Raw genomic sequence first — 20,996 nt, forward strand, 5'->3', positions numbered from 1 at the left:
CCGCTCCTAAGCCTGGGTCAGCGAGGGATGCACGATCTGACCGTCGCGGGTCACCAGCGTGCCCTTCACGACCTCGTCCTCGAGGTTGATCGTGAGCGCCTTGGTCTCCTTGTCGACCATCGGCGTGATGAAATTCAGCAGGTTGCGCGAGAACAATGCCGAGGCGTCGGTCGCCAGCTCGCCCGGAAGGTTGGCCGGACCGACGATCTTCACACCGTACTTCTCGACCACCTTGCCGAACTCCGACAGCGGGCAGTTGCCGCCCTGCTCGACCGCCATGTCGACGATCACCGAGCCGGGCTTCATGGTCCTGACCATGTCCTCGGTCACCAGCACCGGGGCCTTGCGGCCGGGGATCAACGCGGTGGTGATCACGATGTCCTGCAGCTTGATGTGGTCGGCGACGAGGGCAGCCTGCTTGGCCTGGTACTCGGCACTCATCTGCTTGGCGTAGCCGCCCGCGGTCTCGGCTGCCTTGAATTCCTCGTCCTCGATCGCGACGAACTTGGCGCCGAGCGACTGCACCTGCTCCTTGGTCGCCGGGCGCACGTCGGTCGCGGTGACGATCGAACCGAGACGCCGCGCCGTGGCAATGGCCTGCAGGCCGGCGACGCCGACACCCATGATGAAGCTGCGCGACGGCGCCAGGGTGCCACCCGGCGTCATCATCTGCGGGAAGATGCGGCCGTAATTGTTCGCCGCCAGCAGCACCGCCTTGTAGCCTGCCAGATTGGCCTGCGACGAGAGGATGTCCATCGACTGGGCGCGCGTGATGCGCGGGATCAGCTCGAGGGCGAACGAGGTCACACCGCGCGACGCCAGCGCCTGCACCAGCTCCCGGTTGGTCAGCGCCCCCAGCGGCGACATCAAGGTTTGCCCCTGGCGCAGCAGAGCGAGCTCGTCGAGCCCTTCCTCGGCCGACATGGGCCGCTGGATCTTGAACACGATGTCACCCGCCGCGAAGGCCGCAGCCGCATCCGGCACGATCGTCGCGCCGGCCTCGGAATAGGCCTCGTCGGTGTAGGCAGCGGCCGTTCCGGCACCCGCCTCGATCGTGACCTCCGCGCCCAGCGCCTTCAGCTTCTTGACGGTCTCGGGAGTGGCGGCCACACGCGTTTCGTGGGGCCTGCGTTCTTTTACAATAGCGATTTTCATGGGGCGATTTTCATGGAGCGCTTCAGATCCGTTAGAACGCGGCGGGACGCTTCGTGCGCTGCACCTTGCACAGCGTTCCGTTCTTTGCCAAGCCGGTTTTTCGCCGCGCGGACGCCTCCCGCTTACCCGCTCACTTGCCGCATGCTACGGCTCGACCATGGCTGACCAACCGCACATCCTGACCGGCTTCCATTTCACAAAAGCGACGCTGGCTTCCTTCAGTGAGCGCTGCAAGATCATCGGGCAGATGGACAATCCCACGCCCACCGCCGCCGACATCCCGCCCGGCACCGCGGCCACGGTGCAGGCGATCGTCAGCACCGGCAGTGTCGGTATCTCCGACGCGATGATGGCGGCCCTGCCGAGACTCTCGCTGTTCTGCTGCTACGGCACCGGCTACGAGCGCGTCGATCTCGATGCGGCGCGGCGACGCAACATCATGGTCACGCACGGCGCCGACGCCAATGCGCCCGACGTGGCCGAACTCGCGGTCGGCATCCTGCTCGCCTCGACCCGCCGTCTGGTGCGCGCCGACAAGATGATCCGTCGCGGCGAGTGGAAGCAGCGCATCCCCAATCGTTTCGGGGCCATCGCCGGCCTGACCGGCGGCAGGGTCGGCATCCTGGGCCTCGGCGCCATCGGCCTGGAGGTCGCCAGGCGCCTCAAGGGGTTCGATGTCGAGATCGGCTACTGCAACCGCAACAAGCGCAGCGACGTCGACTTCCCGTATTTCCCGGACGTGATGGCGCTCGCCACCTGGTGCGACTACCTGATCGTCTGCCTCCGCTCGGACTCCTCCAACCGGCACATCATCAACGCCGACGTGCTGAAGGCGCTGGGTCCGCGCGGCCATGTGGTCAACATCTCGCGCGGCTGGGCAGTCGACGAGGCGGCATTGGCCGATGCGCTGCGTAACGACGTCATCGAAGGCGCGGCGCTCGACGTGTTCGACGAGGAACCCTACACCGGCACCGAGCTGCTCGAACTCGACAAACTGGTGATGACGCCGCATTTCGGCGGCGGCACGCAGCACGCCCAGCGCCGCATGACCGACCTCGTCTGCCGCAACCTCGACAATCATTTCGCCGGCAAGCCGGTCGTCTCCCCGGTGCCCGAACTGCGCGACTGGGCAAACTCGAAGGACGCGCCGAGGCCGCGTTAGCGCTTGTCCTTCTGGACTCTCACCGACCTCATCCTGAGGAGGCCCCCCTCGAGTACCTCGGGGTAAACTCAGGGCCGTCTCGAAGGATGGGCACGCGCACCGAGCCTGTTGCCGATCCTTCGAGACGCGGCCTGCGGCCGCTCCTCAGGATGAGGTGGTGCGTGGCGAGTTGAAGCGGAGAGACGCTAGTTCGGCGGGTCCTTGCCTATGACGATACGTGCGCCCGTGTACTTCGGCGGCGTGTCGAACCAGACGTCGAAATAGGCGCGCAGGGCCGACGGATAGCGTCGCAGTTCGGTCATGAGACTGTAGGCGCGTTTCACGTCCTGCGCCTCGAAGCCCCAGGCCTCGATCCCCTGCTCGCGTGCCAGGAAGATCGCGCGCGAGAGGTGGAAGCGCTGGGACACGATGATCATGCGCGTCTGGCCGAAGACCGATTCCGCCCGCAGGACCGAGTCCAGTGTGCGAAGCCCCGCGAAATCACGGTAGATCGCCTCGGGCGGCACACCGCGTTTGATCAGCCCTTCGCGCATCGCCGTCGGCTCGTCATAGTCGGGGCGGCTGTTGTCGCCGCTGACCAGCAGGTACTTCACCTTGCCGGCCTTGTAGAGCGCGGCCGCCGCATCGAGCCGGTAGACGAAGTAGCGATTGGGCCCGCCCTCGGGGCCGATCGGCGCGGCCCCCAGCACGAGCGCCACCGGCACGTCGGGGAGCCTCGCCGGATCGTCGGTGATGTACGCCGCGGCCAGCGTTTCGAGGCGGCGCTCGGCCAGCCATGACAGCAGGGACATCAGGACGGCCATCGCGCCGAGTGCGAGCACCGCGTACAACATCAACCGCATGTCATCGCCTTGATCACACTCCCCGCCATCCGTAGAGAGCCCAGCATGCCCCGCCTCAGCACCGCCGAAGCCACGGTCGAAACCCTCCTGCTGCACGGTCTCGACACGGTCTATGCCCTGCCCGGCCTGCATCAGGATCCACTGTTCGACGCCTTCTATCATGCTTCGGACCGGCTGCGGGTGATCCATCCGCGCCACGAGCAGACGGCGGCCTACATGGCGCTGGGCGCGGCGCTGGCCACCGGCAAACCGCAGGCCTTCGGCGTCGTGCCCGGTCCGGGCCTGCTCAATGCCGGCGCGGCACTGCTCACCGCCTACGGCATGAATGCGCCGGTGATCGGCCTGATCGGCCAGATCCCGCAGGCCGACATCGACAAGGGCCATGGCCACCTGCATGAGATCCACGATCAGCTGGGCCTCATGCGCCACATCACGAAGTGGGCCGAGCGCATCCGCAGCCCGCAGGAAGCGCCGATCCTGGTGAGCCAGGCGATCTGGCACGCCACGTCGGGCCGCCCGCGCCCCGTCGCGCTGGAATGCGCGCTCGATACATGGGCGAAGCGCAGCGAGGTGGTGATCCCCGAGGGGCCGCTGCCCCTGCCGCCGGAGTCGATCGACGACGAGGCGGTCGAGACGGCGGCAAAGATCCTCGGCCAGGCCGAGCGCCCGATCATCGTGCTGGGCGGCGGCGCCATGGATGCCACGGCCGAGATCATCACGCTGGCCGAGCTGCTCGAAGCGCCGGTCAGCTCCTACCGCCGCGGTCGCGGCATCGTCCCCTCCTCGCACCGGCTGGCCGTCGACATGCCGATCGGCCATCGCCTGTGGAAGGACGCCGACGCCGTGCTGGCGGTCGGCACGCGCTTCTTCATCCAGAACGGCAATTGGGGCATCGACGACAAGCTCAAGGTGGTGCGGGTCGACATCGATCCCGACGAGCCCGAGCGTTTCCACAAGCCCGATGCCGCGCTGGTCGGCGACGCTGCTCCGCAGCTTCGGGCGCTGATCGCGGCGCTCGCCCGCCACAACCGCAAGCGGGCTTCCCGCGCCGAGGAGCTGAACGGCCATCGCGCGTGGTTCGCCCAGCGCCTGTCGACGCTCGAACCGCAGCTCTCCTTCCTGAAGGCGATCCGCAACGCGCTGCCCGAGGACGGCATCTTCGTCGACGAGGTCTCGCAGATGGGCTTCGCCTCGCGCGTCGCGCTGCCCATCGAGAAGCCGCGCACGTTCCTGTCGCCTGGCTACCAGGACAATCTCGGCTGGGGGTTCGGCACCGCCTTGGGCGCCAAGGCCGCGATGCCCGACCGCAAGGTGCTGGCGATCGCCGGCGACGGCGGCTTCATGTACCAGGTGGGAGAGCTGGCGACCGCCGTTCGGCACAATCTCGCAGTCGTCGTCGTGGTGTTCGACAATGGCGCCTTCGGCAACGTGAAGCGCATCCAGCAGGAGCGCTACGGCAACCGGCTGATCGCCTCGGACCTTCAGAATCCGGATTTCGGCAAGCTGGCCGATTCCTTCGGCATCGCCTCCTTCAAGGCACTCGACGCAAAGCAGCTGGAAGACGCACTGCACAAGGCGTTTGCCCTAGATGCGCCCGCCCTGGTCTGGGTCCCGCATGGCGACGTCCCCAGCCCGTGGGATCTCATCATGATGCCGAAAGTACGAGGATGATGATGCTCCCCCGCCGCCCGCAGGCCGTTGTGTTCGACATGGATGGCCTCATCTTCGACACCGAGCAACTCTACCAGGAAGCGATCATGGCGGCCGCGGATGAAGTCGGGCAGCCCATGACTCCGGACATCTTCCGCGCCATGATCGGCCGCCCCTGGCTGCGGTCGCGCGAGTTCCTCGTGGAACACTACGGGCCTGCCTTCGCTGTCGACGACTTCAGGGCGGCCTGGAATCGGCACTTCAACTTGATCGTGGATACCCGACTGTCGTTGAAGCCGGGCGTCCTCGAACTGTTGGATGCCCTGGATCAGCTCGCCCTTCCTCGCGCCATTGCGACCTCTTCGGCCCATCACACCGTTCAGCATCATTTGAGTGCGCACAATCTCACCGGGCGCTTTCATCACGTCGTGGCGCACGGTGACTACGCAAACGGCAAGCCCGCCCCAGACCCCTATCTGAAGGCGGCCGGATTGCTGGGCATCGATGCCTATTCCTGTGTTGCGCTGGAGGATTCACACAACGGCGTCAGGTCGGCCGCCGCCGCCGGCATGATGACGATCATGGTGCCCGACCTTCTGGAGGCGACCGAGGAAATCCGCGAACTGTGTGCGCTGGTCGTGCCCGATCTCCACGCCGTTCGCCGCCTGGTCAGTCGATAGCGTCCGCGGTTTTGTCGAGGGGATAGGCGACGACGTCGCCCGCCACCGGGACGATCTTGGCCGTCGCGCTGGTCACGCGGACGGGAAAGGCCACCACACCGCAGCCGGTCAGCCCCATCGCCACCGCAATCAGGACAGCGACCGGGACGAGGCGTCTTGGAAATGAAGTACGCATGCCGATCAAACGCCGGGACGCAAATTTAGTTGCCGCTAGCGCAACCCCTCGAGGATCGCGCCAAAGTCCGTCCGGCACCTGAAACCCAAAACACGCTCCGCCTTGCCGGCGTCGTAGACGCGGTCGATCGTATCAAACATCGTCCAGCCGCGCCGTTCATAGAGCGTGTGGTACTCGGGGAACAGACGAGCGACCACCGAGGGCGCATCGGTGATCAAGTCGTGGCAATCGTCGCGCGTGAACGGTGTCGGTACCGAGACGATGAAGGTGTCGAAGCCGATCTCCTGCGCGTTGGCCAGCGCCACGACATGCGCCTCGGCCGCATCCTCGACGCTGAGGCGGCGGAACAGGAATTCGTTGGCCTTGGTGTTCTCACCCGACTGCTTGATCGCGTGCGCCATGTCGTCTTCCTCAGGAAAGAAGCGCGAGGTTCGCAGCACAAGGACCGGTAGCTTGTGCAGGTGATTGAACAGGCGGCACAGTTCTTCCGCCGCGAGCTTGGTGACGCCGTAGATGTTGCGCGGCTTGAGCGGCGCCATGGTCTCGTCGATCCACACTGCCTCCTTCGCCCCGCCCGCCTTCCCGTCGCGGATCTCCTGCGAGATCATGAGCGAGGTCGTCGAGGTGAAGACGAAGCGGTCGACCGGCGAGCCCGGCGCCACCGCCTCCTCCAGCAGGTTCAAGGTGCCCTGCACGTTGACGGCGACGAACTCGGAATTGTCGTGAGTCTCGATATGCGGCTTGTGGCGCGCGGCGGCATGCACGATGGCGGTGATGCCCTCGTCGCGGATGACACGACGCACCAGCGCGCGATCGACGACCGAGCCCACGACGCTCGTGGTGGCGGACGGATCGGGATCGAGGCCCACGACCCTGTGTCCGTCGCGCGCGAGTCTCGGCACCAGGGTCTGGCCGAGCCAGCCCGAGGAACCGGTCACCAGGATGTTCACGGCTGGCCCGCGTCCTCGAGCCCGGCCTCTTTCAGCGCGAGCGCCTGGCGCTCTGTCAGCGCGTCGACATCGAAGCCCTCGATCAGGCCCTCGAACAGCTGGTGCCAGTTGATCGAGGCGCGGAGATGGATGAACACCGAGCCGAGGCCGATCGCGGCGCGGTCCATGAACACGAACTCGCGCGGCGGCCGTACCCCGCCCATCTTGCGCAGCTCGCCGAACACGTTCTGCGCCATGTCGCGGCCATAGCCCTCGGCCATTCCCTCGGTGAGGCGCCGCGGGCGGTCGTCCATCAGCGGCCCGTAGAGGAAGGCAGCCCAGCGGTTGAGGATGGCGATCATCTCCTTACTGAGGCCGGTGAACCCCCAATCCTCGTAGGCCGCGACGGCGCGCGCCTCGTCGTCGGTCATCAGCGCGCGATAGAGCTCGATCGAGCCGCGCACGAAGCGTGGCGGGAAGATGCGGATGCAGCCGAAGTCCATCAGGTTCACCGAACCGTCGGGCCGCACCGAATAATTGCCGAGATGCGGATCGCCGTGGATGGCGCCGTAGAAATAGAACGGCACGTACCAGGCGCGGAACATCGCGATGGCCAGCGCGTCGCGCTCTTCCTGCGAGCGGGTCTTCCACTCGAGCAGCGGCGCGCCCTGCAGCCAGTCCATCGTGAGCAGCCGTTCGGTCGAATGCGAGGCCACGACACCGGGCACATGGACCTGGCTCTCGTCGCGCAGCATGTGGCGGTAGAGCGCCGCGTGCTTCGCCTCGCGGCGATAGTCGAGCTCCTCGCGCAGCCGGTTGGTGATCTCGGCATGGATCTCGTCGGTGCGGATCGCCGGATCGACGCGCTGGCCGATCGCGAACACGAGCTTGAGCTGATTGAGGTCGGCCTCCAGCGCCGAGGACATGTCGGGATACTGCAGCTTGGCCGCGACCTCGCGACCACCCATTGGATGATCCGCGAGCAGCGTCGCGCGATGGACCTGGCCCAGCGAGGCGGCGAACGACGCCTCCTTGTCGAAGCGCGCAAACCTGGCCTGCCAGTCAGGCCCGAGTTCCGAGGCCATACGGCGGCGCACGAAAGCCCAGCCCATGGCCGGCGCATTGGCCTGTAGCTGCGCCAGCTCGCGGGCATATTCCGGCGGCAGTGCGTCCGGGATGGTGGCGAGCAACTGCGCCGCCTTCATCAGCGGGCCCTTCAGCCCGCCCAGCGCTGCCTTCAGCTCGCCGGCGTGCTTGTCGCGGTCGAGACTGAGGCCAAGATAGCGCTGCCCCGCCAGCTTGACCGCCAGCCCGCCGACCGACGTGCCGACCCGTGCATAGCGCCCGAGCCGCCCGCCGAGGGAGTCACCTTCATCTGCCATCGCGGCCTACAGCTTCTCCAGCTCGTCGATGAAGCCCGAGATGACGTCAAGGCCCTTGTCCCAGAAGGCGGGGTCGGAGGCGTCGAGGCCGAACGGCGCCAGCAATTCCTTGTGCCGCTTCACGCCGCCCGAGCGCAGCATGTCGAGATACTTCTCCTGGAAGCCGTCGGGCCTGGCCTGGTAAGCGGCATAGAGCGAGTTCACCAGGCAGTCACCGAACGCGTAGGCGTAGACGTAGAACGGCGAGTGGATGAAGTGGCCGATATACGACCAGTAGTGCTTGTACTCGTCGTCGAAGGTGAAGGCCGGGCCGAGGCTCTCCTTCTGGACCGCCATCCAGATCTCGCCGATCGCGTCGGGCGTTAGCTCGCCCTCGCGCCGCGCCATGTGGATACGCGATTCGAAATCATAGAACGCGATCTGGCGCACCACCGTGTTCAGCATGTCCTCGACCTTGCCGGCCAGCATCGCCTTGCGCGTCGCCTTGTCGGGCGCGGTCCTGAGCAGCGACTGGAAGGTCAGCATCTCGCCGAATACCGACGCGGTCTCGGCGAGCGTCAGCGGCGTGTCGGCCATCAGCGGGCCCTGCTTGGCCGCCAGCACCTGGTGCACGCCATGGCCTAGCTCGTGCGCCAGGGTCATCACGTCGCGGACCTTTCCCTGGTAGTTCAGCAGCAGGTAGGGATGCGCCGAGGGCACGGTCGGATGGGCGAAGGCGCCCGGCGACTTGCCGGGCCGCGCCGGCGCGTCGATCCAGCCGGTGCCGAAGAACTTCCGGCCGACATCGGCCAGCTCCGGCGAGAAGGCGTTGTAGGCGTCGAGCACGATCTTCTCGGCCTCGGGCCACGGGATCGTGCGGTCGTCATGCTCGGGCAGCGGCGCGTTGCGATCCCAGTAGGGCATCGTCTCGACGCCGAACCACTTGGCCTTCAGCTTGTAGTAGCGGTGCGAGAGCTTCGGATAGGCTGCCTTCACCGAGGCCGCGAGCGCATCGACGACCTCATCCTCGACCACGTTGGCAAGGTTGCGGAACGATTGCGGGCGTGCGTACTTGCGCCACCGGTCGTCGATCTCCTTGTCCTTGATCAGCGTATTGGTGATCAGCGAAAAGACCGCGATGTTATCGCCCTGGACCTTGCCGAACGACTTGGCGGCCTCCTTGCGTACCGCGGCGTCCTTGTTCGAGAGCTTGTCGAGGATCTGCGGCTCGCTCAGCATCTCGTTGCCGAACGGATAGCGCAGCCGCGCGATCGTCTCGTCGAACAGGCGCGACCAGGCGCTGCCGCCGACCACCGACTGGTCGTGCTGGAACTTCTCCAGCTCGTCGGACAACTGGTGCGGCCGGAACAGGCGCGCGTCGCGCAGCCACGGACCGTACTTGGCGAGTTCCGGCGCCTTCAGTTTCTCGGCGAGATCGGCATCCTCGATCTTGTTGATCTCCAGCCGGAAGAACAGGAGCTTCGAGCCGATATCGTTCAGCTTCTCGGAAATGTCCTGTGAAAAGCGGTTGCGCTCCGGATCGGACAGGTCCTGGGCGGAATAGAGCTGGGCATAGGAGCCGATGCGGCCCAGCAGGTCGCTCATCGCCTCGAGGCGGACGATCGCGTCGCCCAGCGCCTTGCCGTCGAGGCCGACGATCCTGCCCTGGTAGTCCTTCTCGAACGATCCGGCTTCCGCCGCGGCGCGCTTCAGGTCGGCGCCGAGATCCGCCCCGCCCGGGCTGGAATAGAGGTCGGACAGGTTCCAGGTGGGAAGATCGCCCAGCACAACGTTCATTCGGCACTCCTTGCGTCCACCCCGATATGGGGCGCGACCCGCGACGTGGCTAGAGGGATGGGGCCTCGAGACGGCGGCGGATCGCAGCCACCCGATCTACCACGCTTCCCGGTTCGACGGGGACCAGCTCGAAACCGTGCGCACGATAGGTGCGCTCATGGACTTCCTCGAAACGCCTTGCGTCCTCCAGCCCGATCCGCCGCGCCGCCGTGGCCTCAATGAACCCCATCAGCCGAACGAAGAAGACGCGGCGGTCGTAGAAGCCCGAGCGCTTCAGCGCCGCGATCTCCTCAAGAAGCAAATCCGAAGGCGGATGCCCGAGGAACGTCGCCAGCGCTTCGGTGCAGAGGGCGGACCGGTCGTGGAACTGGACGTCTCCCGACGCGGCCAGTCTCCTCTGCCGCTGCAGCGCCACGATCCGGTCGATGAATCCCGGATCGGTCCAGGGTTCGCCAACGCTCTTGGCCTGTTCGAGTGCGATGACGTCGGTCGCCGCTTCCTCGACCACGGCGAAACCGTCGATCTCGAGCTGCCGCACCACCGCCGTCTTCCCCGCCCCCGGCGCGCCGGTGAGGATGAATCTGCCCTTCCTCAGACCTGCTCCGTTTTCGTTGTCCATGGTTCCAGCAGATCGACCTTGGCCCATCCTTCGAGACGCGCTGCGGAGTTTACCCCGAGGTAATCGAGGGGCGGCGCTCCTCAGAGTCTGGCCGGAAATGAATGCCGCTAAAACAAGAAGCTATGAATAGCCCCAATAACCTCACCCTGAGGAACATCGCCCCTCGATTACCTCGGGGTAAACTCCGCGATGTGTCTCGAAGGGTGGGAACGCGCACCTTGCCTGTTGCCCATCCTTCGAGACGCACCGCTTCGCGGCGCTCCTCAGGATGAGGTAAGTGTTTGAACCTATTCAATTCATTTCCGGCCAGCCTCTCAGGATGAGGGCTAATCTAAAGCCGGTTGTATTCCTTGAACCAGTCGACGAAGAGCGGGATGCCCCGGTCGATCGTCACCTTGGGGGTCCAGCCGAAGTCGCGGGTCGTGGCGTCGATGTCGGCGGCGGTTTCCGGCATGTCGCCCGGCTCGCCGGGCTTCAGTTCGATGACGGCCTTGCGGCCCAGCGCCTTCTCGAACAGGGCGATGACGTCGAGGATTTCCTCGCTGCGCGAACCGCCGAGATTATAGAGCCGGTGCCCGGCCGTCGCCGGCGGCCGGTCGAGCGCCGCCAGCGTGCCGGCCGCGATGTCGTCGATGTAGGTGAAGTCGCGCTTCAGCTTGCCGTGATGATAGAGCGGAATCGTGCGGCCTTCGTGGATCGCGCGGGCGAAGATATAGGGCGACATGTCGGGCCGCCCCCACGGCCCGTAGACCGTGAAATAGCGCAGGCCCGTCGCCTTGAGCCCGTACTGGTGCACGTAGGTCTCGGTCATCAGTTCGCCGGACCGCTTGGTGGCGGCGTACAGCGACACCGGTTGGTCGACCCGGTCCCCGACGGCGAAGGGGATCTTGTTGTTGCCGCCATAGACCGACGACGACGAGGCATAGACCAGGTGCCTGAGCTGCGATCCCAACCGGCGCGCCAGCTCCAGCATCACGAGATGCCCCATCACGTTGGTCTGGACGTAGATGTAGGGGTCGATCTTCGAATGGCGGATGCCCGGCTGGGCTGCCAGATGGACGATCCGGTCGAGATCGTCGTGGCGGCCGGCCAGCCCCATCATCGCCTCACGGTCCGATATGTCGCCCTCGACGAAGGTGAAGCCGGCCATCTCGCGCAGCGGCTTCAGCCGGGCGAACTTCAGCACCGGATCGTAATAATCGCTGAAATTGTCGATTCCGACGACCCTATCGCCGCGCGCGAGCAGGGCCCGGGCAACGTGAGAGCCGACGAACCCGGCAACGCCTGTAACAAGGACTGAAGTCATGGCGGCGGACGCTTACAACATTTCACATCAGGGTGACACTGTGAAACACCAACGGGGTGCCGGCGGCCCGGCCTGACGTAAACCGTCGTTTTTCCGACGGGACCGCCTTCCGCATTGCCTGCCGCGTGCAAACGTCGCTACCGTCCCCATATTGAAATGTCAGGGAGGTTGCCATGCCCCTCGCGGTAACCCTAGACGACAAGTACGTTCTCGAACGCGGACGCGTGTATCTGACCGGGACGCAGGCGCTGGTGCGCCTCCCCATGATGCAGCGCCAGCGCGACCTGGCGGCCGGCCTCAACACCGGCGGCTACATTTCCGGCTATCGCGGCTCGCCTTTGGGCGGCTTCGACCAGGCGCTGTGGCAGGCCAAGAAATTCATCAAGAAGAGCCATATCGAGTTCCAGCCGGGGACCAATGAGGACCTGGCCGCGACGGCCCTGTGGGGCACCCAGCAGATCCATCTCTATCCCGGCGCGCGCTACGACGGCGTGTTCGGCATGTGGTACGGCAAGGGCCCTGGCGTCGACCGCTCGGGCGACGTCTTCAAGCACGCCAACTATGCCGGCACCTCCAAGCACGGCGGCGTCGTGGCCCTCGCGGGCGACGATCACATGGCGAAATCCTCGACCGTCGCCCATCAGAGCGAGCCGGCATTCATGTCGGCCGGCATGCCGGTCATCCACCCCGCCGGCGTCCAGGAATATCTCGACTGGGGCCTCCATGCCTTCGCGATGTCGCGCTATTCGGGCCTGTGGGTCGCCTTCAAGGTGCTCAGCGAGACCGTCGACAGCTCGGCCTCGGTCTACATCGACCCGCACCGGGTCGAGATCCACACCCCCACCGACTTCGTCCTGCCGCCCGACGGCGTCCACATCCGCTGGCCCGACGACTGGCTGGGCCAGGAACGCCGCGTCGTCACGGTGAAGCAGCCCGCGGCGCTGGCCTACTGGCGGGCCAACAAGCTCGACCGGCTGATGCTGGGCCGCCCCGACGCCCGCTTCGGCATCGTCACGGTCGGCAAATCCTATCTCGACGTGCGCCAGGCGCTGGACGAGCTGGGCATCGCCGACGCGGAGGCCGAGCGCCTCGGCCTCGCCATCTACAAGGTCGGCATGGTGTGGCCGCTGGAGACCGAGGGTGCCATCGCCTTCGCCGCCGGCAAGCGCGAGATCCTGGTCATCGAGGAGAAGCGCAACCTGATCGAGCAGCAGCTCAAGGAAGCGCTGTTCAACGCCCCGGCCGACCGCCGCCCCGTCGTGGTCGGCAAGATCGACGAGCGCGGCCAGATGCTGCTCAAGACCGACGGCGAGCTGACGCCGTTCGAGATCGCCTCGGCCATCGTCGCCCGCTTCGGCCTCGACTCGTTCAGCAGCCGCACGAAGGAGCGCTTCGAGGCGCTGAAGCGCCGCGCCGGCCGCCAGGTGCGCAACGAGGCCGGCCTCGCCCGCGTCCCCTATTTCTGCTCCGGCTGCCCGCACAACAGCTCGACCAAGGTGCCCGACGGCTCGATGGCGATGGCCGGCATCGGCTGCCATACGCTGGCCATCGGCATGGAGCGCAACACCAAGACCTTCACCCACATGGGGGCCGAGGGCGCGCCGTGGGTCGGCGCCAGCCACTTCACCGACATGCCGCACGTCTTCCAGAACCTGGGCGACGGCACCTATTTCCATTCCGGCTATCTCGCGATCCGTCACGCGGTCGCGACCAACACCACCATCACCTACAAGATCCTCTACAACGACGCCGTCGCCATGACCGGCGGCCAGCCGCATGACGGTAACGTCCATCCCTGGACGATCAGCCAGCAGGTCCATGCCGAGGGCGTGCGGCGCATCGCGCTGGTGAGCGACGAGCCCGACAAGTATCCGCTCGGCACCGAATGGGCGCCGCATGTCAGCTTCCATCACCGCGACCAGCTCGATGAGGTCCAGCGCGAACTGCGCGACTACAAGGGCGTGTCGGTCCTGATCTACGACCAGACCTGCGCCGCCGAGAAGCGCCGCCGCCGCAAGCGCGGCACCTTCCCCGATCCCAACAAGCGCCTCTTCATCAACGAGGCGGTGTGCGAGGGCTGCGGCGACTGTTCGGTGAAGTCGAACTGCCTCTCGGTCGTGCCGGTCGAGACCGAATTTGGCCGCAAGCGCGCCATCGACCAGTCGTCCTGCAACAAGGACTTCTCCTGCCAGAACGGCTTCTGCCCCTCCTTCGTGAGCGTCGAGGGCGGTACGTTGAAGAAGGGCAAGGCGGTGACCGCTAAGAAGACCGACGGCGTCGCGCCACCCGAGCCGGAGATGCCGGCCGCGCCGACCCTGCCGTCGATCGAGGACAAGCCCTATGGCGTCCTCATCACCGGCATCGGCGGCACCGGCGTCGTCACCATCGGCGCCATCATGGGCATGGCCGCCCATATCGAGGGCAAGGGGGCGACCGTGCTCGACCAGCTCGGCATGGCGCAGAAGGGCGGCGCGGTGATCAGCCATGTCCGCATCGGCGCCAGCCCCGAGGCGCTGCACGCCGTGCGCCTAGCCGCCGGCGGCGCCAACGTGCTGCTGGGCTGCGACCTGGTCGTCAGCGCCAGCCCCAACGCGCTGGCCAGCCTCGAGCCCGGCGTCTCGCATGCCGTCGTCAACACGCACGAGACCATCACCGGCGAATTCACCCGCCATCCCGACCTCGCCTTCCCGGCCAACACGCTGAAGCTCTCGGTCGAAGCCGCGGCCGGCGCCGACGGGGTCGAGTTCCTCGACGCCACCGGCATCGCCACATCGCTGATGGGCGATTCGATCGCCACCAACATGTTCGTGCTGGGCTACGCCTACCAGAAGGGCTTCATCCCCCTCTCCCACGAATCGATCGAGCGGGCCATCGAGCTGAACGGCGCCGCGGTGCCGATGAACCTCGCCGCTTTCCGCTGGGGCCGCCGCGCCGCCCACGACCGCGCCGCCGTCGAGAAGATGGTCGCGCCCAAGGCGACCAAGGCCAACGTCCTAGCCTTCACGCGCAGCCAGCCGAAGACCCTCGACGAGATCGTGGCCTCGCGCACGAAGCACCTGACCGGCTTCCAGAACGCAGCCCTTGCCCAGCGCTACAAGGCGCTGGTCGACAAGGTCCGCGCCACTGAACAGAAGATCGGCCAGACCGGTCTCGCGGAAGCCGTCGCGCTCTATTACGCCAAGCTGCTCGCCTACAAGGACGAGTACGAGGTCGCGCGGCTCTACAGCGAGGCCGCCTTCCAGGCCGGCCTCAGCCGGCAGTTCGACGGCGACTACAAGCTCAAGTTCCACCTCGCCCCGCCGCTCTTCTCCAGCCGCGACCCGCAGACCGGCCAGCTCATCAAGCAGGAATTCGGCGCCTGGATGCTGCCCGCCTTCCGGATGCTGGCGAAGCTCAAGGGCCTGCGCGGCACCCGGTTCGACCTGTTCGGCTACACCGAGGAACGCAAGACCGAGCGCAAGCTGATCGCCGACTACGAGGCGCTGGTCGCCGAACTGCTGGGCGGCCTGTCAGCCCAGAACCACGCCCTGGCGATCAAGCTCGCGAGCATCCCCGACGATATCCGCGGCTACGGCCACGTGAAGGACGCGCACCTGGCGAAGGCCAAGAAGAAGGAGGCCGACCTGCTCCACCAGTGGCGCAACCCGGAGGCGATGAAGGCGGCGGCGGAGTAGTGGTTACTGTGGTTATCTGTGAGAATCTAAGGCTTAGTGCCGATCTTCTCGACACCCAGTAAGGCGGAGACGTTAACAGTCTCGAATTCCCACCGAGGAAGTCGCCTTCGGTTCTCGGCGTAAGAGGCTATCAACTCTTGCAGTGGTTTAATCGATGCCAAGCCGAGAAGAGCTTTCGTCTTCTCGAAGTATGCTAGTGAGCTTGACCGAGCGAAAATCTCAAAGGGTCCAGAATAGCGGCCCACGTACAAAAGCGTATCTGGCCACCAACTGCGATAGCCCTCTCGCAGATGCAGTTCCGAATAAAGAAAGAGCACGAAATCAGCCTGCATGAAGTCGCGAAAGCTGATAGCCAATCCCACACACCGCTCCTTAAGGATAGCCGCATGAAGTGACAGCATCCGCAATTCTAGTCGACGGTTCCGGAATTCCAGCGATCTTATATGTTGCTTCATCACAACATATGGGACCATCGAATCTCGACCGTACTCAGATTGCCCCTCAATATAATACTCCATTGCCAGCAAGTAACGCACTGTATCGAATCGCCCCTGCTTGAGCAGGCAAGCCACAGCATAGACAAACAGTTCCTGTACAATGAATTGATAGTTATCTGCGCTCCGTTCCGACCATTGCATAAGATGCGGAGGCTTATCCAAATATGGAATCAGCCGCTCAAAGAAGTTGTGCAGGGCAACGCGTGCTTCGGCGTCATCGCGGTACAAAGCCAAATTCCAAAAGATCTCAATCGCCTCGTTGCGGTAAGGCACAAATTGCTCGATGCTTTTGAGAACAGCTTCATCAAAAGGATCTCCCCCTTCCACAATTCGGATTTTCTCAAGTTCAGCTACTAAAATGGTGAAGTATTCGACAACCGACGGAATGGCGTAGTCTCTATTGTTTCTTATTGCCTCCAGTGCACGGCGGAACCGCGATGAAGTTTCAAGGGCAAGAGTGTTGTTGCTTGTGTTTAGAAACCCTGGCGCTTTACCCAATTCCGGCTTCTGATAGAGCGGCTTGTCAAACACCCATCTGAGCAACTTCTCAAAATTTTCTGAGTATGTATTTGGATCGCTCAGATCGATGTAGATCCTGGACTTGTAGTAAGCTGGCAGATAGGCGGCGCCGTGTTCGTCGCGCTCAGCAACTACTGCCACAAACTTATCTTGCTCCTGCTGTTTGTAGATTTCGCCAGAAATTATCTGAGCTTCCGTACCAACGCCTCCACTTCTGCCGTCGGTTTTCCGTGCGTAGACCTTATCGCAGATGAGCAAGACCTTCTTGATATGAGGGTCGGTAACCATCTTTTCCATGAACACATTGGCGTCGTGGCCTTCTCGCAAATCCCACTTGTCCAGGATTGCATCCACGTTTGACTCACGCAGCTCGGTTGCCAGATTCAGAACCCACGCCTCGTGATCTGGAGTTGACCAACTATACGATATAAAAAGCTTAGGTGCTGACACAATGACCTCTGACTGCATAGCGTGCTTGCACTACTCTACCACTGCTACCCAACCAGTATTCGCGAGTTAGTGCTAGAAGCGCAACCGGGATTGAGAGAGAGCAGCTGGCCACCTAGAGTTGTCCGATGAGCTGGATACCTCTCGTCGTCATGCCGAATGTCGAAATTCTTTGCAAGGTGGATGCCGAGCATGCCGCGATCGTTGGACCTCGCGACGAGCGCTGGAAGGTGCTTCAGGCGAAGCATCTCATGCTCAAGCGGTTCCTGGCGAAGTTCTGCGATGAGTTCAAGATCAAACACCCTCCCAGCATGGTTCTACTGAAAGAGGGATCGCCCGAGACATACAGGCAAGGCCGAGCCGTTGCGTCTCTCCGAGATCTCTTGGCTATGTCCACGATCCCGTACAAGCGAGCGCAGCTCCTTGCTCAAGAGATTCGCGGTGGCGGCGGTCCCTTCTTTGCGGACAGTTTCGACTTCTATCCGTGGATGCTGGACCGGAACTACGAGCGCATAGTGCTGATGAGTCCCGCGCTTCATAATGTCCACGGGATAACCAAATTCGTCGGTCAGTCTTCGCCTGGCGTGCCGCGCTCCCAGTTGAGCCACCTCGACCAACCGCTGCTAGACTCCCTGATTGAACGGTGGGAACGCCGCTACGCTACTGACAAGCCCCTATGGAGCGATACAGCCCTCTTCAGGTCACTGAACATGGCCTACCATGCAGCGCGTATGCCGTTCTCCACTGCGGGCAGCTATTATGACCAAGGCCGATTGGTCGCCCTCTGGGTCAGCGCATTTGAAATCCTGGCACATACCGGAACCAAGGTGCGCGTAACGGAGAATCACGTCTTAGAAATCTTGCGCGGTCAGAAGTCGAGAGCACCGCGTCAAGAGCCTTTGGAGCGCCCTGACAAGAAGCTCAGAACAGCAATCTACAGGCAGCTATACGATGCTCGTAACGATTACCTGCACGGAAACCCTGTTGGCGATGATCGGCTCTCATTGCCGGACAGCAACTACGATCTGACTCAATTCGCCGCCCCTCTCTACCGGATCATGCTGACTGAGTTCTTGGAGCTGCATCATACGGTTAACTTCGTGCCAAGAACGGAGCCCGGCTGGGACATTAAGACAGGAGAGGCTATCGCGCACTGGATGGACCTCACCGGCTACCAGAAGGAGATTGAGAAGGGATTGCGTACCTTCAAGAAGGCCAAGCAAGAGGACGCGGTAGGCTAGAAGCGCGTGGCCGGCGGCCGCCCAAGATCAGTGCTCAGCCTTGGCGCTGCGGCGGTTGGCGGCGGCGCGTTTCTCGAGCACCAGGATGAGGGCTTCCGGGACGTCTCGGATCACGAGCTGTACGATGGCTGAACGATATTACGTATCATGCACGGAAATTGCGATCAGTGGACTATTTTAGGGGTGTGGCGGCGACTAACTGAAATAAACGCAATAAACGAAACATTCGAAATGAATGTCGCACGTCCGAGACAGGTACTCTGATACCGCTGCCGGGCCGATTTGTCCCACCGGTGCGTGCAAAAACCCACTCCCCCGACCCGTTGGAACCCCTTGCGCCGGGCGGGCCGCCCTAACCCATCACCTTCTCGAAGCGGAAGCCCTCCCCGTCGCCGGGCAGGTCATCGGGGCCCGGTCGATGCGCGTCCGGGTGATGCCGGTTGAAGAACTCGACGATCCTGAAGCCACATTTGTTCACGTAGAAGTGGATGTTGCGCTTCTCGAAGTACGGCGTGTGCGTCTGCCACACGAGGGTCTCGGGATACCGCTCCTCGATGGCCTGCCAGGCCGCGTGCCCGACACCTCTTCCATGACCGCCGAGCGCGATGAAGAAGAGGTCCAGCGAATTGCGGTGCGTGGCTTCGTCGATCGTGACGACCGCGCCGCCGACCTTGCGGCCTTCGGAGAGGATACGCAGGGTGACGGCGCCCGGTGCGGCCATCGAGGCGTCGAGGTCTTCGTCCGAGGGGATCGGGCCGTTCGGCAGCGATCCGAATTCCTCGATGACGGCCACGGCGAACGCTTCCTGCAACTCCCTCTTGAAGGCGGGAAGGTCGGCGGCCTCGGCGACGGCGAGAGTGATCGGCTTGCTGGTCATGCAGCGCTTCTAGTTCAGGACCGCGCCAATGTCGCTTCATGGAGCGAAATAAGAGGACGCCCCTCTTGCGGCGGGTCCATTGTCCGTCATGCTCTCTCCAAAAGGAGGGAACGCCATGAAATTCGGCATCTTCTACGAGCTGCAGCTGCCCCGCCCGTGGGCGCCCGGCGACGAGCATCGGCTCTATCAGAACGCGCTCGACCAGGTCGAGCTGGCGGACCGGCTGGGCTACGACCATGCGTGGCAGGTCGAGCATCACTTCCTCGAAGAATATTCCCACTCGCCCTCCCCTGAGTCCTTCCTCGCGGCGGCGAGCCAGCGGACCAAGAACATCCGGCTCGGTCACGGCATCTTCCAGGTGACGACCAACCATCCGACGCGGGTCGCGGAGCGCGTGGCCACGCTCGACCTGCTGTCGAACGGGCGCTGCGAGTTCGGCATGGGCGAGAGCGCCTCGATCACCGAGCTCGAGCCGTTCGGCGTCACCATGGAGAACAAGCGCGAGATCTTCGAGGAAGCGGTCCGCGCCATCATGCCGATGTTCAAGGACGGGCCCAGCGAGCATGCGGGCAAGGTCTGGAACATCCCGTTGCGCATGGTCGTGCCGAAGCCGCTGCAGAAGCCGCACCCGCCGCTCTGGGTCGCCTGCTCGCAGCTGCAGACGCTGACCAAGGCCGGCGAATGGGGCATGGGGGCGCTGGGCTTCCAGTTCGTCTCGGCCGATGCCGCGCATGCCTGGGTGCACGCCTACTACAACGCCTTCGTGAAGCGGCAGAAGAAGCTCGCCGACTACAAGACCAACCCGAACATCGCTCTGGTCAGCTTCTTCATGTGCGCCAAGACCGACGAGGAAGCGCGCGCCCGCGCCGACGGCGACACGTTCTTCCAGTTCGCGCTGCGCTTCTACGGCCAGTCGGCCGACCGGCGCCGGCCGGCCGCCGGCACGGTCAACATGTGGGAAGAGTACGAGAAGTGGAAGAAGGCCAACCCGGAGCAGCACGCGGCCTCGCTGCGCGGCGGCCTGATCGGCTCGCCCGACACGATCCGGCGCAAGCTCAAGAAGTTCCAGGAGTCGAACATCGACCAGGTCGTGCTGCTGAACCAGGCCGGCAAGAACCGCCACGAGGATATCTGCGAATCGCTCGAGTTGTTCGCCAAGGAAGTGATGCCCGAGTTCCAGGGCGCGCACCCCGAGCTGCTGAAGTGGAAGGAGCGCGTCCTCAACCGCGAGATCGACCTGGCGGAGATCGACACGACGGCCTTCACCGATCGCTACGGCGGCACGATGAAGGGCATCGCGCCGACGTCGCAGAGTGCGACGCAGGGAGTCCGCGCGGCAGAGTAACGACGCGCCGAGACTCAACCCTCCACCTCACCCTCAACCTCACGCTGAGGAGCGCTCCACAGGAGCGCGTCTCGAAGCATGGGAACGAGCACCACGCCTGTTGCCCACCCTTCGAGACGGTCGCTTCGCGACCTCCTCAGGGTGAGGTGGACTGGGGATTGGCCGAGACGAGGCGAAGGAAGACTCTACGGCGCCAAGTGCCCCAGCGGCAGGACCGCGCCGGCCTTGAGGGTCTGGATCGCGATGGTGCTCTTGACCTCGCGAACCAGCGGCAGGTTGAGCAGCTTGCCCACCAGGAAGCGCTGGTAGGCGTCGAGGTCGGGCACCGTGACTTCGAGCAGGTAGTCCGCGTCGCCGGCGACCATGTGACAGGCGACGACTTCCGGGAAGGCGACGGCGTCTTCCTCGAAGGTCGTGGCGCGGTCGTCGGCATGGCCCTCGATCTTCACGCCGACGAACACGGTGAGGCCGAGCCCGATGCGCTTGCGCCCCAGCACCCCACGATAGCCCTCGACATAGCCTTCGCGCTCTAGCCTGTTGACCCGGCGCAGGCAGGGCGATGGCGAGAGGCCGACCTTTTCGGCGAGGTCGACGTTGCTCAGGCGACCATCGGCCTGCAGCGCTGCGAGGATTCGCCGGTCGATGGCGTCGAGATCGTCGTTTGGCATGTGCCGGCTCCCCGTCTTCATTTGCCGCAACATCATGCCATCACATCGGTTT

Annotated in this window: 18 protein-coding genes; 6 read left to right on the forward strand and 12 right to left on the reverse strand. The window is 64.4% G+C overall.

Going from position 1 to position 20,996, the window contains the following annotated elements; genetic code table 11:
* Positions 1–6: 6 nt before the first annotated feature.
* Complete coding sequence (locus ACT6UX_RS15630; protein ID WP_444776083.1) at positions 7–1,155, reverse strand: Re/Si-specific NAD(P)(+) transhydrogenase subunit alpha; 1,149 nt, start codon at positions 1,153–1,155, stop codon at positions 7–9.
* 157 nt (positions 1,156–1,312) lie between these two features.
* On the opposite strand from ACT6UX_RS15630, the gene ACT6UX_RS15635 reads away from it, so the two are divergent.
* Positions 1,313–2,317 carry a 2-hydroxyacid dehydrogenase gene (locus tag ACT6UX_RS15635; protein WP_444776084.1) on the forward strand — a complete coding sequence of 335 codons (1,005 nt, stop codon included), beginning with the start codon at positions 1,313–1,315 and terminating at the stop codon, positions 2,315–2,317.
* A 185-nt stretch (positions 2,318–2,502) separates the two neighbouring features.
* Here the strand turns inward: ACT6UX_RS15635 and ACT6UX_RS15640 are convergent, their stop codons facing one another.
* Positions 2,503–3,159 (reverse strand): SanA/YdcF family protein, encoded by a 657-nt coding sequence (locus ACT6UX_RS15640; protein WP_444776085.1) that lies wholly within the window; start codon positions 3,157–3,159, stop codon positions 2,503–2,505.
* Positions 3,160–3,204: 45 nt separating this feature from the next.
* Between ACT6UX_RS15640 and ACT6UX_RS15645 the strand changes: the two genes are divergently transcribed.
* Both ACT6UX_RS15645 and ACT6UX_RS15650 read left to right on the forward strand, forming a co-directional pair.
* Positions 3,205–4,830, forward strand: coding sequence for a thiamine pyrophosphate-dependent enzyme (locus tag ACT6UX_RS15645; RefSeq protein ID WP_444776086.1), 1,626 nt, complete (start codon positions 3,205–3,207; stop codon positions 4,828–4,830).
* 2 nt (positions 4,831–4,832) lie between these two features.
* Positions 4,833–5,489, forward strand: a complete 657-nt coding sequence (locus ACT6UX_RS15650; protein WP_444776087.1) for an HAD family hydrolase — start codon at positions 4,833–4,835, stop codon at positions 5,487–5,489.
* Here ACT6UX_RS15650 and ACT6UX_RS15655 read toward each other — a convergent pair.
* The 6 genes from ACT6UX_RS15655 to ACT6UX_RS15680 all read right to left on the reverse strand — a co-directional run bounded on the left by ACT6UX_RS15655 (position 5,479) and on the right by ACT6UX_RS15680 (position 11,676).
* Positions 5,479–5,664: a DUF6726 family protein gene (locus ACT6UX_RS15655; RefSeq protein WP_444776088.1), complete on the reverse strand. Its 186-nt coding sequence runs from the start codon at positions 5,662–5,664 to the stop codon at positions 5,479–5,481. The genes ACT6UX_RS15650 and ACT6UX_RS15655 overlap by 11 nt on opposite strands.
* 35 nt (positions 5,665–5,699) lie before the next feature.
* Positions 5,700–6,614, reverse strand: a complete 915-nt coding sequence (locus tag ACT6UX_RS15660) for an NAD-dependent epimerase/dehydratase family protein (RefSeq protein WP_444776089.1) — start codon at positions 6,612–6,614, stop codon at positions 5,700–5,702.
* A complete protein-coding gene (locus ACT6UX_RS15665) occupies positions 6,611–7,975 on the reverse strand; it encodes an ABC1 kinase family protein (RefSeq protein WP_444776090.1) in 1,365 nt (454 codons plus the stop codon). Before ACT6UX_RS15665 ends, ACT6UX_RS15660 begins: the two co-directional genes overlap by 4 nt.
* Positions 7,976–7,981: 6 nt before the next feature.
* Positions 7,982–9,751: a M3 family oligoendopeptidase gene (locus ACT6UX_RS15670; RefSeq protein WP_444776091.1), complete on the reverse strand. Its 1,770-nt coding sequence runs from the start codon at positions 9,749–9,751 to the stop codon at positions 7,982–7,984.
* Positions 9,752–9,800: 49 nt separating this feature from the next.
* Positions 9,801–10,370 (reverse strand): AAA family ATPase, encoded by a 570-nt coding sequence (locus tag ACT6UX_RS15675; protein WP_444776092.1) that lies wholly within the window; start codon positions 10,368–10,370, stop codon positions 9,801–9,803.
* 331 nt (positions 10,371–10,701) lie between these two features.
* Positions 10,702–11,676, reverse strand: coding sequence for an NAD-dependent epimerase/dehydratase family protein (locus tag ACT6UX_RS15680; protein ID WP_444776093.1), 975 nt, complete (start codon positions 11,674–11,676; stop codon positions 10,702–10,704).
* Positions 11,677–11,849: 173 nt separating this feature from the next.
* Here ACT6UX_RS15680 and ACT6UX_RS15685 point away from each other — a divergent pair, with 173 nt between their 5' ends.
* The gene (locus tag ACT6UX_RS15685; protein WP_444776094.1) at positions 11,850–15,350 is read left to right on the forward strand and encodes an indolepyruvate ferredoxin oxidoreductase family protein; all 3,501 of its coding nucleotides are present in this window, start codon (positions 11,850–11,852) and stop codon (positions 15,348–15,350) included.
* 26 nt (positions 15,351–15,376) lie between these two features.
* Here ACT6UX_RS15685 and ACT6UX_RS15690 read toward each other — a convergent pair whose 3' ends face one another.
* Positions 15,377–16,834: an SEFIR domain-containing protein gene (locus ACT6UX_RS15690; RefSeq protein WP_444776095.1), complete on the reverse strand. Its 1,458-nt coding sequence runs from the start codon at positions 16,832–16,834 to the stop codon at positions 15,377–15,379.
* Between the two features lie 107 nt (positions 16,835–16,941).
* Here ACT6UX_RS15690 and ACT6UX_RS15695 point away from each other — a divergent pair, with 107 nt between their 5' ends.
* On the forward strand, positions 16,942–18,054 hold the full coding sequence (locus tag ACT6UX_RS15695; RefSeq protein WP_444776096.1) for a hypothetical protein: 1,113 nt from the start codon (positions 16,942–16,944) through the stop codon (positions 18,052–18,054).
* A gap of 27 nt (positions 18,055–18,081) precedes the next feature.
* On the opposite strand, the gene ACT6UX_RS15700 is transcribed toward ACT6UX_RS15695, so the two are convergent.
* Positions 18,082–18,168 carry a FitA-like ribbon-helix-helix domain-containing protein gene (locus ACT6UX_RS15700; RefSeq protein WP_444776217.1) on the reverse strand — a complete coding sequence of 29 codons (87 nt, stop codon included), beginning with the start codon at positions 18,166–18,168 and terminating at the stop codon, positions 18,082–18,084.
* A gap of 238 nt (positions 18,169–18,406) precedes the next feature.
* A complete protein-coding gene (locus tag ACT6UX_RS15705) occupies positions 18,407–18,931 on the reverse strand; it encodes a GNAT family N-acetyltransferase (protein WP_444776097.1) in 525 nt (174 codons plus the stop codon).
* A gap of 115 nt (positions 18,932–19,046) precedes the next feature.
* Between ACT6UX_RS15705 and ACT6UX_RS15710 the strand changes: the two genes are divergently transcribed.
* On the forward strand, positions 19,047–20,276 hold the full coding sequence (locus ACT6UX_RS15710; RefSeq protein ID WP_444776098.1) for an LLM class flavin-dependent oxidoreductase: 1,230 nt from the start codon (positions 19,047–19,049) through the stop codon (positions 20,274–20,276).
* 185 nt (positions 20,277–20,461) lie between these two features.
* Here ACT6UX_RS15710 and ACT6UX_RS15715 read toward each other — a convergent pair whose 3' ends face one another.
* Positions 20,462–20,944 (reverse strand): Lrp/AsnC family transcriptional regulator, encoded by a 483-nt coding sequence (locus tag ACT6UX_RS15715; RefSeq protein ID WP_444776099.1) that lies wholly within the window; start codon positions 20,942–20,944, stop codon positions 20,462–20,464.
* Positions 20,945–20,996 lie beyond the last annotated feature (52 nt).

Source organism: Reyranella sp., from assembly GCF_052439685.1.
In the GTDB taxonomy this organism is placed as follows: domain Bacteria; phylum Pseudomonadota; class Alphaproteobacteria; order Reyranellales; family Reyranellaceae; genus Reyranella.

What these genes read in the sequence shown, in the direction of transcription:
- ACT6UX_RS15680 (WP_444776093.1), bottom strand. Translation starts at nt 11,676, where the DNA reads ATGACTTCAGTCCTTGTTACAGGCGTTGCCGGGTTCGTCGGCTCTCAC.
- ACT6UX_RS15630 (WP_444776083.1), bottom strand. Translation starts at nt 1,155, where the DNA reads ATGAAAATCGCTATTGTAAAAGAACGCAGGCCCCACGAAACGCGTGTG.
- ACT6UX_RS15685 (WP_444776094.1), top strand. Translation starts at nt 11,850, where the DNA reads ATGCCCCTCGCGGTAACCCTAGACGACAAGTACGTTCTCGAACGCGGA.
- ACT6UX_RS15690 (WP_444776095.1), bottom strand. Translation starts at nt 16,834, where the DNA reads ATGCAGTCAGAGGTCATTGTGTCAGCACCTAAGCTTTTTATATCGTAT.
- ACT6UX_RS15675 (WP_444776092.1), bottom strand. Translation starts at nt 10,370, where the DNA reads ATGGACAACGAAAACGGAGCAGGTCTGAGGAAGGGCAGATTCATCCTC.
- ACT6UX_RS15635 (WP_444776084.1), top strand. Translation starts at nt 1,313, where the DNA reads ATGGCTGACCAACCGCACATCCTGACCGGCTTCCATTTCACAAAAGCG.
- ACT6UX_RS15705 (WP_444776097.1), bottom strand. Translation starts at nt 18,931, where the DNA reads ATGACCAGCAAGCCGATCACTCTCGCCGTCGCCGAGGCCGCCGACCTT.
- ACT6UX_RS15640 (WP_444776085.1), bottom strand. Translation starts at nt 3,159, where the DNA reads ATGCGGTTGATGTTGTACGCGGTGCTCGCACTCGGCGCGATGGCCGTC.
- ACT6UX_RS15665 (WP_444776090.1), bottom strand. Translation starts at nt 7,975, where the DNA reads ATGGCAGATGAAGGTGACTCCCTCGGCGGGCGGCTCGGGCGCTATGCA.
- ACT6UX_RS15645 (WP_444776086.1), top strand. Translation starts at nt 3,205, where the DNA reads ATGCCCCGCCTCAGCACCGCCGAAGCCACGGTCGAAACCCTCCTGCTG.
- ACT6UX_RS15655 (WP_444776088.1), bottom strand. Translation starts at nt 5,664, where the DNA reads ATGCGTACTTCATTTCCAAGACGCCTCGTCCCGGTCGCTGTCCTGATT.
- ACT6UX_RS15710 (WP_444776098.1), top strand. Translation starts at nt 19,047, where the DNA reads ATGAAATTCGGCATCTTCTACGAGCTGCAGCTGCCCCGCCCGTGGGCG.
- ACT6UX_RS15650 (WP_444776087.1), top strand. Translation starts at nt 4,833, where the DNA reads ATGCTCCCCCGCCGCCCGCAGGCCGTTGTGTTCGACATGGATGGCCTC.
- ACT6UX_RS15695 (WP_444776096.1), top strand. Translation starts at nt 16,942, where the DNA reads ATGAGCTGGATACCTCTCGTCGTCATGCCGAATGTCGAAATTCTTTGC.
- ACT6UX_RS15670 (WP_444776091.1), bottom strand. Translation starts at nt 9,751, where the DNA reads ATGAACGTTGTGCTGGGCGATCTTCCCACCTGGAACCTGTCCGACCTC.
- ACT6UX_RS15715 (WP_444776099.1), bottom strand. Translation starts at nt 20,944, where the DNA reads ATGCCAAACGACGATCTCGACGCCATCGACCGGCGAATCCTCGCAGCG.